Below are 10,367 nucleotides of genomic sequence, written 5' to 3'. Positions count from 1 at the left end.
CTGAAGTCCTACGGCGTGCTGCTGCGCGACCGCCGCTTCATGGGTCTGGTGTTCACGGGCGCTTTCGGCATCTCCGGCTTTTTTGTCTACCTCGCCAATTCGTCCTTTGTGCTGATCGACCACTATGGCCTGAGCCCGCGCCAGTACAGCATCGCCTTCGCGGTGAATGCCGCTTCCTTCATCGGTGTCTCGCAGTTCACCGCCCAGTTGGCCAGCCGATTCGGCATGGTGCCGGTGGTGAAAGTCGCGGTGACCGGTTATGTGGCGATGATGGTGCTGCTGCTCGCCTGCAACCTGCTGGGCCTGGACCAGTTGCGGCTGATGATTGCGTTGCTGCTGGTCGGCAACGGCTTTCTCGGCCTGGTGATTCCCACCACCGCAGTGCTGGCGCTGGATGACCATGGCGACATCGCCGGCACCGCATCGGCGCTGATGGGTACGCTGCAGTTCGTCACCGGTGCGGCCATGATGGCGCTGGTCGGCCCGTTCACCGACGGCACGGCACGGCCCATGGTCGCGGGCATTGCAGCTTGCGCCATCGTGACCTTTGTGATCGCGCGTATCACGCTGGGTTCCCGCAAGAATTGAAAGCACGAGGCCCCGGAAAGACCGGATACTCACGGCATGGATTTTTCCGCCACCACCCCCCTGCACCAGCGCCTGACCGGCTGATTCCGGCGGGTTGGGCGGCTGCGGGGAGCGACTTTTTTGTTCCCCGGGCGCTTGCAAGGGTCTTGAAATAGGCGCATTCTTTGATCGCGGCCATCTGCCGCGTCAGGAGGCTGTCATGCGCTCACTTCATCGCTGGTTGATCGCCCTGTTGGGTGCCTGCCTGCAGCTGAACGGGGCCCATGGGGCCACGGTGCAACCGCCGGGAGCGCAGATGATGATGGACGCACTGGCGCGGGCCAATGCCGCAGTTGTCGGCATCAAGGTCACGGCGGCAGACGGGGCGCGCTCAGCCGAAACCCTGGGCCAGCGCCGCGCGGGCTCGGGCGTGGTCATCGCCCCCGACGGGCTGATCCTGACCATCGGCTACCTGATGCTGGAAGCCGAGCAGATCGAGATCATTACCCAGGACAACAAAACGCTGCCGGCGCGCGCCGTGGCTTACGACCTGGCCACCGGTTTCGGCTTGTTGCGGCCGCTGCTGCCGCTGCGCGGAGTGCCCGCCGCGACACTGGGCAGCAGCCGCGAGCTGCAGCCGGGCGAAACGCTGATGGTCATGACCGGCCCGCAGGGCAACGAGGACGGCGATGTCAGCATGACCCGGCTGGTCAGCAAACGTGCTTTTTCGGGCAACTGGGAGTACCACATCGACACGGCGCTGTTCACCAGCCCGCCGGTGCTGGCCAGCGGCGGGAACCACAGCGGTGCCCCGCTGTTCAACAGCCGGGGGGAACTGCTGGGCATTGGCTCGCTGTTTGTCTCGAACGCGGCCGATGCGAATGTGCGCCTGCCGGGCAACATGTTTGTGCCGGTGGATTTGCTGCGGCCCATCCTGGCCGAGTTGCAGCAGTCGGGCACCAGCGTAAAAAGCCGACGGCCCTGGCTGGGCCTGACCTCCAATGACCAGGGGGGCCGGGTGCAGATCATGCGCGTCAGCAAGGACAGCCCGGCGCAACTGGCGGGGCTGGAAGCCGGCGATGTGGTGCTGGCGGTGGACGGCGCCACGGTGGCCACGCTGGAAGCCTTTTACAAAAAGCTCTGGGACCGCGCTAGCCCGGATGCCGAGATCCGTCTGACCGTGCTGCAGGGCGCCGAGGTCAAAACGGTGGTGCTCAGGGCGCAGGACCGGATGCTCACACTCAAGAAGCCTTCCGGCATCTGAATTTCACATCAAATCGTCCCCCAGCCCTTGACTGACGGGAGAAAGCAGCTCCTGTTTTGATAGCAAATCAGGGGGCAGCCGGAGCCACCAGACCTTGCCGCACCGTTGGGTAGTGCAGCCTCAGCCGCAGCTCCTGCTTGAGCCGGGTGTTGTCCAGCCGCCTTGATTCACGCATGAAACTCAGCAGCATCAGCGGCAACTCATCCTGCGCACTGTTGCGCGCCACGCGCGGGGGCCTTGGCAGGCCGTAGAGGTCGGCGGCCAGGTCGAAGTAGTCGCCCATCTTCAGTTCGGTGTCGTCGCTGGCATTGGTGATGCGTTGCGGCTTGCCGCGCCACAGCGCTGCCAGACAGGCGCGCGCCAGGTCGTCAGCGTGAATGTGGTTGGTATACACGTCGTCGACCTGCTGCAGCACCGGCGTTCCCTTGAGCAGGCGGCTGCGCGGCGTGCCGCCCTCGCGGTCAGGGGCGTAAATTCCCGGAATACGCAGCGTGTGCACCACCACGCCGCTGGAACGGCCGAAAAAGCGCAGTTGCTGCTCGGCATCAACCCGGCGCTGCGCGCGTGGCGTGTGCGGGTTCACCGCGCGCACTTCAGTGGCCAGTTCGCCGTCGCAGTTGCCATAGACCCCGCTGGTCGAGCCGTACATCATGGACTGGGGCAGGCCGCGCAGGCGCAGCGCTCGCAGCAGCGCCTGCGTACGCGGGTCACGCCGCCAGTCGGGCAGGTTATCACCCAGCGGTGGCGCGAGGTGGATCACCCTTGTGGCGAGGCCGGCCAGGCGGCGCAGTGTCGCGGGCTGGTCCAGGTCGCCGGCCAGGGGGGTGATGTCATGGCGGCGAAAGGCCGGCACTTTTTCCGGGGACGAAGTCAGTGCGAGCACGCGCACACGCGGCGGCAACTGGCGCACCACACGCAGGCCGACATCGCCGCAGCCAATGATCAGGATGCGCTGGCGGCGAAAGCGCGAAGGCAGGGCGCCAAGGGGACTTTGGTTTGAAGGCAAAATTGGGAGTCTGCTGCGAAACAGCACAGTATAAAAAACAGGACAACGTCAGAGGATAACCAGTATGACTTTTAACGTTACCGTGCTGCCCAGTGGCCGCGCCTTCACCACCCACCCCGACGAAGCGATGCTGGCAGCGGCCATTCGCCAGGGCGTGGGCATGCCTTACGGCTGCAAGGACGGCGCCTGCGGCTCCTGCAAGTGCAAGAAAATCGAAGGCACGGTGGTGCATGGCCCGCACCAGCTCAAAGCGCTAAGCCACGAGGAAGAAGCGGCAGGGTTCATCCTGACCTGCTGCGGCGTGCCGCAAACCGATGTGGTGCTGGAGTCACGTCAAGTCACCGACGAAAGCGCTTACCCGATCAAGAAGATGCCGACCCGCGTGAACACCATGGCGCGCGCCTCGCACGACGTGATGATCATCCGCCTGCAGTTGCCGGCCAGCGACGTGTTCAAGTACCACGCCGGCCAGTATGTGGAGTTTTTGCTGCGCGACGGCGACCGCCGCAGTTATTCCATGGGCAATGCGCCACATACGCAACTTGAGAACCCGGGCGTGGAGCTGCACATCCGCCACATGCCCGGCGGCAAGTTCACTGACCATGTGTTCACCGCCATGAAGGAAAAGGAAATCCTGCGCGTCGAAGGCCCTTACGGCAGCTTCTTCCTGCGCGAGGACAGCGACAAGCCCATGGTGCTGCTGGCCTCGGGCACCGGCTTTGCGCCCATCAAGGCGCTGATCGAACACCTGCAATTCAAGGGCAGCACACGCCCTGCCGTGTTGTACTGGGGCGGCCGCAGGCCGGCCGACCTCTACATGCATGACTGGGTCATGGCCAAGGTCGCCGAGATGCCCAACCTGAGCTATGTGCCGGTGATCTCCGACGCCCTGCCCGAGGACGACTGGACAGGGCGGACCGGCTTCGTGCATAAAGCCGTGCTGCAAGACTTTCCGGACCTCTCGGGCCACCAGGTGTATGCCTGCGGCGCGCCCATCGTGGTCGATTCAGCCCGAGTCGAATACACCGCAGCCGGCAAGCTGCCGGAAGAAGAGTTTTTTGCGGATTCGTTCACGACCGAGGCGGACAAGGCCAAAGCGCTGGCCTGAGCTTCAGGGTCCCCCGCCCTCCTCCCCTTTTCGGCCGATGGCGGTTTTTCCCAGACGCCTGAGCCGCCGCGTCAGCCAGATCCCGACGGCCAGGAGTCTGTCTCAAGCCGGCAAGGCGGCTTCCTCGCGCAGCAGAACCTCGCCACGCAGTGAGCGCTGTGAAGCCTGCGTGATGGTGACGTCAATCATCTGACCGATCAGGCGCGGCGAGCCGGTGAAATTGACGACCCGGTTGCATTCGGTGCGTCCCATCAGCTCGGAGGCATCCTTGCGCGAGGCGCCCTCGACCAGGATGCGCTGCACTGTGCCCTGCCGGCTGGCGCTGATGGCGCGCACGCTGTCGTCAATGGCGGCCTGCAGGCGCTGCAGGCGCGCGAGTTTGATCGCGTGGGGCGTGTCATCCGGCAGGTTGGCTGCCGGTGTGCCGGGGCGCGGGCTGAAAATGAAGGAAAACGAGGTGTCGTAACCCACGTCATCAATCAGCTTCATCATTTTGTTGAAGTCGTCATCGGTCTCGCCCGGGAAGCCGATGATGAAGTCGCTGCTCATGGCCAAGTCGGGGCGTATGGCGCGCAGCTTGCGCACGGTTGATTTGTATTCCATCGCCGTGTAGCCGCGTTTCATGGCCATCAGGATGCGGTCCGAGCCATGTTGCACCGGCAGGTGCAGATGGTTCACCAGCTTGGGCAGCTTGCCGTAGGCGTCGATCAGTCGCTGCGTGAACTCGTTCGGGTGGCTGGTGACATAACGGATGCGTTCGATGCCGGGGATGTCGGAGACGTATTCAAGCAGGGTGGCGAAGTCGGCAATGTCGGCGGTGCCGCCCATCGGGCCCCGGTAGGCGTTGACGTTCTGCCCGAGCAGGGTGACCTCGCGCACGCCTTGGTCCGCCAGCCCGGCGACCTCGACCAGCACGTCCTCGAAGGGGCGCGAGACTTCTTCGCCGCGTGTGTAGGGCACCACGCAATAACTGCAGTATTTGGAGCAGCCTTCCATGATGGAGACAAAGGCGCTGGCTCCCTCGACGCGCGCCGGCGGCAGGTGGTCGAATTTTTCAATTTCGGGAAAGCTGATGTCGACCTGCGACTGGCCCAGGCGCGCGCGGCGGTTCAGCAGCTCGGGCAGGCGGTGCAGCGTTTGCGGCCCGAACACCACGTCGACATACGGCGCGCGGGCGATGATGGCCTCGCCCTCCTGGCTGGCGACACAGCCACCGACGCCGATCAGCACACCTTTTTTCTTCAGGTGCTTGACGCGCCCCAGGTCGCTGAACACCTTCTCCTGGGCCTTTTCACGCACCGAGCAGGTGTTGAACAGGATCAGGTCCGCCTCATCGACGTTGCTGGTGGGCTCGTAACCATCGGCTGCATGCAGCACGTCGGACATCTTGTCCGAGTCGTACTCGTTCATCTGGCACCCGAAGGTTTTGATAAAGACTTTTTTGCTCATGATTTGCTATCGAATTGCTAGCTGCATACGCCCATCATATAAGGGCTGAGGCCGGATTTGGCTTGAAAAGCCGGCGATCTATTGGTTGTAGCGCGGCAACTGGTCGTAGGGTGTTTTGCCGTCGTCCTGCGGCGGCGCGCTGGAGCCGAAACCGAAGCCGAAGCCGAAGCCGAAACTGAAGCGGGCCGGCATGCCGGCACGTTTTTCCTTCGCCTCCTCGGCGCTGAGCATCCAGACCTCGTAGATCTGGCCCATGTTGTCGCGGGTGTAATTGACCAGCAATTTCTCGTCGATCAAGGCCCCGGGCACCATAAAAGTGTTGTTCAGGTTGCGGATGCGCGCGCCGGGTGCAAGCCGGTCCGGCTTGCCGTTGAGGATGACTTCGGGCGGCGCCTTGACGACCAGCACGCCACGCAGCGCGGCTTTCGGGAACTGCCGCACGCTGAGGCTGCCGTCGCTTTCTGCGGTTTGCGCAGCGGAAGGCGGGGCCAACGTCGTCAAGGCGACCGCGAATACGGCCGGCAGGGCGAGGGCGAGGGCGAGGTGTTTCAGGCAGCGTTTCATGGTGTCTATCCAGAGGCTGTGAAGTAACAAAGCCCCAGAAGAAATCACCTCTGGGGCTGCGGGAAATCTGGTGGTGATAGGTGGACTTGAACCACCGACATCAGCATTATGAATGCTGCGCTCTAACCAACTGAGCTATATCACCGCGCGGCTCAGATTATAGCCAAACCTGAACGGTCTCGGGAGAGGCTGGTTGCGCGGGGTCAACGACTGCGGGGTCCTAACTCAAGCAGGGGCTGCGGATCTGGCTTTGCCAGTCCGCAGGCGCAGCGGCCCCCTCGGGGGGCAGGGAGCTACACGCAGTGAGCGACCGTGGGGCTCACTGATGCGTAAACGCCGGCTTGCGTTTGTTGACGAAGGCGTTCATGCCTTCCTTCTGGTCATCAGTGGCAAACAGTGCATGGAACAGGCGTCGCTCGAACATGATGCCGTCGGCCAGCGTGCCTTCGTAGGCGCGGTTGACGGCCTCCTTGGCGGCCATCACGGCGATCTGCCCGTAATCGCAAATCTGCAGCGCGGCGCCCAAGGCTTCGTCCATCAACTTGTCCAAGGGCACGACGCGGCTGGCCAGTCCGCTGCGTTCAGCTTCTACCGCATCCATCATCCGGCCCGTCAGCACCAGGTCCATGGCCTTGGCCTTGCCGACCGCGCGTGGCAGGCGCTGTGTGCCACCCGACCCGGGAATGATGCCCAGCTTGATTTCGGGCTGGCCGAACTTCGCGTTGTCGGCGGCAATGATGAAGTCGCACATCATCGCCAGCTCGCAGCCGCCGCCCAGGGCGAAGCCGCTGACAGCCGCAATCACCGGCTTGCGGATGCTGCGCAGTTGCTCCCAGTTGCGGGTGATGTAGTCGCCCTTGTAGGCGTCAGCAAAGCTGTAGCTCGCCATTGCGCCTATGTCGGCGCCGGCCGCAAAGGCTTTTTCGCTGCCGGTCAGGATGATGCAGCCGATGTTGTCTTCGGCATCGAAGCCCTTGAGCGCAGCGCCCAGCTCATCCATCAGCTGGTCGTTGAGCGCATTGAGCTGCTTGGGTCGGTTCAGTGTGATGATGGCAACGCGGCCTTCGGTGCGGGTCAGAATCAATTCATAAGTCATGGCGGGTCCTTTGTGGCTGAATCATGCCATGCTGAGGATAGGGCCAGCCAAGGGAAAACATTAACCGACCCATCGGTCGGTTAATGATAAATTCGATTCAGGAGACAAATATTCATGACACAAGCATCCAGCGATACTGCAGGCGAATCCACGGTTTTGTATGCCGAACACGGCGCGGTTGCGCTGCTCACGCTCAACCGACCCGAAGCCCTCAACAGCTTCAGCCCGGCGATGCACCATGCGCTCTGGTCGGCGCTGGACCGCATCCAAGCCGACAAGAAGATCCGCGCTCTGGTGCTCACGGGCGCAGGGCGAGGCTTTTGCGCCGGCGCGGACCTGTCGCAGTTCGACATGACGCCGGGGCTCGACCTGGTGCGACGCGCCGACCCGGGCCCGGTGATTGAAAAGCTGTTCAACCCGACCATACGCAAGCTGCAAGCGTTGCGGGTGCCGACCATCGCGGCGGTGAACGGCGTCGCAGCTGGCGCCGGCGCCTCGGTGGCGATGGCCTGCGACCTCGCGATCGCCGCGCCCGGCGCAACCTTCATCCAGGCCTTCGTGAGGCTGGGGCTCATTCCTGACGCCGGGGGCAGCTGGTTTTTGGTCAAGAAGCTGGGCTTGGCCCGGGCGATGGGTTGCGCCATGCTCGGCAACAAGGTGAGTGCCGGCGACGCCAAGGAATGGGGAATGATCTGGGACGTGGTCCCGCAAGGCGTGGACTGCGTCGAGCGCGCCCTGGAGGTCGCGCAGCAGCTGGCCGTGCTGCCGACGCAGGGCCTGGTCGCCACCCGCGAGCTGCTGCGCGCGGCCGCGAGCAACGACCTCGACGCCCAGCTCGACCTCGAGCGCGACACCCAGTCCGCGCTTGGCAAGACGCACGACTTCATCGAGGGCGTGACTGCGTTCCGCGAGAAGCGCCCGGCCCAATTCAAAGGCGAATGATGGACGAACATACACTGGCGCAGCGCGTCGGCGAAGCCATGTTTGCCGCGGACACGGCGTCCAGAGACACCATGGGCATGGAACTGCTCAGTTGCGAGCCCGGCCGCGCGCTCATGCGCATGACCGTCACTGAACGGCACCTCAATGGCCACAAGATCTGTCACGGCGGCTTCATCTTCACGCTGGCGGACTCGACCTTCGCCTTTGCCTGCAACAGCCGCAACCGCGTCACCGTGGCGGCCGGCTGCAGCATCGAATTCCTCAAACCTGGCCAACCCGGCGATGTGCTGACCTGCGAAGGGGTGGAGCAGCTGCTGCAGGGCCGGCACGGTATCTACGACATGAAAGTCAGCAACCAGCGTGGCGAAGTGGTGGCCATGTTCCGCGGCAAAAGCGCGCAGCTCCCCGGCACCGTGCTTGCGGGCGCTGATACGGAGACCCCATGACAAGTTTTGCCCTTGAACCCATCGAAAAAGCTGGCCGTGACGAGTTGCGCGCGCTGCAACTCAAGCGCCTGCGTTCCACGCTGCTGCACGCTTACAACAACTCGCCGGTGTACAGGGTCAAGTTCGACGCCGTCGGCGTGCATCCCGATGACTGCCGGTCACTCGCCGACCTGGCGAAATTTCCCTTCACGACCAAGGCCGACCTGCGCGACAGCTACCCCTTTGGCATGCTTGCCGTACCGCGCGCGCAGTGTGTGCGCCTGCATGCGTCCAGCGGCACCACCGGCAAACCGACGGTGGTGGCCTACACGAAGAACGACGTGGACATGTGGGCCGGCTGCGTGGCGCGCAGCATACGCGCGGCGGGCGCGCGGCCCGGCGATCTGGTGCACATCAGCTACGGCTACGGCCTGTTCACCGGCGGCCTGGGGGCGCATTACGGTGCCGAAAAACTGGGCCTGACGGTGGTGCCCTTTGGCGGCGGCCAGACCGAACGCCAGGTCCAGCTGATCACCGATTTCAAGCCCGACATCATCATGGTGACACCCAGCTACATGCTGGCAATTGCCGACGAGTTTGAAAAACAGGGCATGAGCGCCGCCGACACCAGCCTGCGCACCGGCATCTTTGGCGCCGAACCCTGGACCAACGACATGCGCCATGCCCTCGAAAAACGCATGAGGATCGATGCCGTGGACATCTACGGCCTGAGTGAGGTCATAGGCCCCGGAGTGGCCAGCGAATGTGTGGAGACCAAAGACGGGCCGACCGTCTGGGAAGACCATTTTTACCCCGAGATCATCAACCCTGACACCGGCGAGCTGGTCGCCGATGGCGAGATCGGCGAGCTGGTCTTCACCAGCCTGACCAAGGAAGCGCTGCCCATCATCCGTTACCGCACGCGCGATCTGACGCGGCTGCTGCCGGGCACGGCGCGCAGCATGCGCCGCATGGAAAAAATCACCGGTCGCAGCGACGACATGATGATTGTGCGCGGCGTCAACGTCTTCCCAACGCAGATCGAAGAGCTGATCCTGAAGCGCAGCGAGCTCGCGCCGCACTACCAGTGCATCCTCACCCGCGAGGGTGTCATGGACTGCCTGCGCGTAGCGGTCGAAACCCGTCCCGGTCTGGTGCCTGACAGCGCTGAAGCGAGGGCTGCAGCAAGCCTGCTCCAGCATGAGATCAAGGTCTATGTCGGCACCACGGCCGAGGTCGAGTTGCGTGCAGAAGGCGGGGTGGAGCGCAGCCTGGGCAAGGCCAAACGGGTGCTCGATCGCCGCGCCTGAAAGTGTTGCGTGCGCGCCGCGGCTGAAGGCTTGACCCGCCATTGCGGGTAAGCCCCGCCTTGACAGGCTTGTTTCAGTCTTAAACTGATCTGACAACGATTTTTGGAGAGGGCCATGCTGGACAAGCTAGCGATTTATCACAAGACGCCACAAGGCATGGAGGCGATTGCCAACCGCCAATCGGGGCTGGGCCCGAGGCTGCGCTCCTTGCTGATCATGATCGACGGCAAGCGCAGTTTTTCCGACTTGGCGGCACTGACGGTCGAGTGCGAGGCGCTGCTGCAGCAGCTGGCGCAGGACGGCTTGATAGAGCCCGTCCCAGGTATGGCTGCGGCGGTGGCGGCGGCGCCCGCAACGGGACCGGCCGCCAACTGGCCGGAGTCACAGGCCGCTGTCACAGCGCCCACGCCCCTGGTAGTGGTCTCCCTGCCGGAAGCCCAACGTTGCGCGACCAGGCTGCTGGTCGAGTTGCTGGGTCCCACTTCGGAAGTGTTGTGCATCAAGATTGAGGCTGCCGGCAACCTCGCTGACTTCGTCGCCGCAGTCAAGCGGGCCAGGGAACTGGTCCGTGACGTCAAGGGCGCAGCCGCCGCCGAGCGTTTTATTGCCGAGATCGAGTCGCACACCCCACAAATG

11 protein-coding genes and 1 tRNA gene are annotated in these 10,367 nt (G+C 63.8%); 7 read left to right on the top strand and 5 right to left on the bottom strand.

Translation table 11 applies throughout. The features are described 5' to 3' along the window. Together H0W47_RS17400 and H0W47_RS17395 are read left to right on the top strand one after the other, a co-directional pair. On the top strand, positions 1-588 hold a 588-nt coding region (locus H0W47_RS17400; RefSeq protein WP_367265427.1), incomplete at its 5' end, for an MFS transporter. 199 nt (positions 589-787) lie between these two features. Next, positions 788-1,831 carry a S1C family serine protease gene (locus tag H0W47_RS17395; protein WP_296926679.1) on the top strand — a complete coding sequence of 348 codons (1,044 nt, stop codon included), beginning with the start codon at positions 788-790 and terminating at the stop codon, positions 1,829-1,831. A 67-nt stretch (positions 1,832-1,898) separates the two neighbouring features. On the opposite strand, the gene H0W47_RS17390 is transcribed toward H0W47_RS17395, so the two are convergent. Next, on the bottom strand, positions 1,899-2,837 hold the full coding sequence (locus H0W47_RS17390) for an SDR family oxidoreductase (protein WP_296926677.1): 939 nt from the start codon (positions 2,835-2,837) through the stop codon (positions 1,899-1,901). Between the two features lie 64 nt (positions 2,838-2,901). On the opposite strand from H0W47_RS17390, the gene H0W47_RS17385 reads away from it, so the two are divergent. Then, positions 2,902-3,945 carry a CDP-6-deoxy-delta-3,4-glucoseen reductase gene (locus H0W47_RS17385; RefSeq protein WP_296926676.1) on the top strand — a complete coding sequence of 348 codons (1,044 nt, stop codon included), beginning with the start codon at positions 2,902-2,904 and terminating at the stop codon, positions 3,943-3,945. Between the two features lie 102 nt (positions 3,946-4,047). Here the strand turns inward: H0W47_RS17385 and miaB are convergent, their stop codons facing one another. The 4 genes from miaB to H0W47_RS17365 form a co-directional block, all read right to left on the bottom strand. After that, on the bottom strand, positions 4,048-5,394 hold the full coding sequence (miaB, locus tag H0W47_RS17380; protein WP_296926674.1) for a tRNA (N6-isopentenyl adenosine(37)-C2)-methylthiotransferase MiaB: 1,347 nt from the start codon (positions 5,392-5,394) through the stop codon (positions 4,048-4,050). Between the two features lie 78 nt (positions 5,395-5,472). After that, positions 5,473-5,958 (bottom strand): hypothetical protein, encoded by a 486-nt coding sequence (locus H0W47_RS17375; RefSeq protein WP_296926672.1) that lies wholly within the window; start codon positions 5,956-5,958, stop codon positions 5,473-5,475. 68 nt (positions 5,959-6,026) lie between these two features. Then, positions 6,027-6,103 (bottom strand) — tRNA-Met (locus H0W47_RS17370). A gap of 174 nt (positions 6,104-6,277) precedes the next feature. Then, positions 6,278-7,054, bottom strand: a complete 777-nt coding sequence (locus tag H0W47_RS17365; RefSeq protein WP_296926670.1) for an enoyl-CoA hydratase — start codon at positions 7,052-7,054, stop codon at positions 6,278-6,280. A 114-nt stretch (positions 7,055-7,168) separates the two neighbouring features. Between H0W47_RS17365 and H0W47_RS17360 the strand changes: the two genes are divergently transcribed. The 4 genes from H0W47_RS17360 to H0W47_RS17345 form a co-directional block, all read left to right on the top strand. Next, positions 7,169-7,996 carry an enoyl-CoA hydratase-related protein gene (locus H0W47_RS17360; protein WP_296926668.1) on the top strand — a complete coding sequence of 276 codons (828 nt, stop codon included), beginning with the start codon at positions 7,169-7,171 and terminating at the stop codon, positions 7,994-7,996. After that, entirely contained in the window at positions 7,996-8,442 is a 447-nt protein-coding gene (gene paaI / locus H0W47_RS17355) for a hydroxyphenylacetyl-CoA thioesterase PaaI (RefSeq protein ID WP_296926666.1), read from the top strand. Before H0W47_RS17360 ends, paaI begins: the two co-directional genes overlap by 1 nt. Beyond that, positions 8,439-9,731 carry a phenylacetate--CoA ligase PaaK gene (gene paaK / locus H0W47_RS17350; protein WP_296926665.1) on the top strand — a complete coding sequence of 431 codons (1,293 nt, stop codon included), beginning with the start codon at positions 8,439-8,441 and terminating at the stop codon, positions 9,729-9,731. The genes paaI and paaK overlap by 4 nt, the downstream gene beginning before the upstream one ends. 114 nt (positions 9,732-9,845) lie before the next feature. Then, positions 9,846-10,367: hypothetical protein (locus H0W47_RS17345; protein WP_296926663.1), on the top strand; the 522-nt coding region annotated here is incomplete at its 3' end.

Source organism: Polaromonas sp., from assembly GCF_013817205.1.
Classification (GTDB): Bacteria; Pseudomonadota; Gammaproteobacteria; order Burkholderiales; family Burkholderiaceae_C; genus Polaromonas.
The sequence above is the reverse complement of the archived record's forward strand: the minus strand, read 5'-3'. Positions and strand labels throughout refer to the sequence as shown.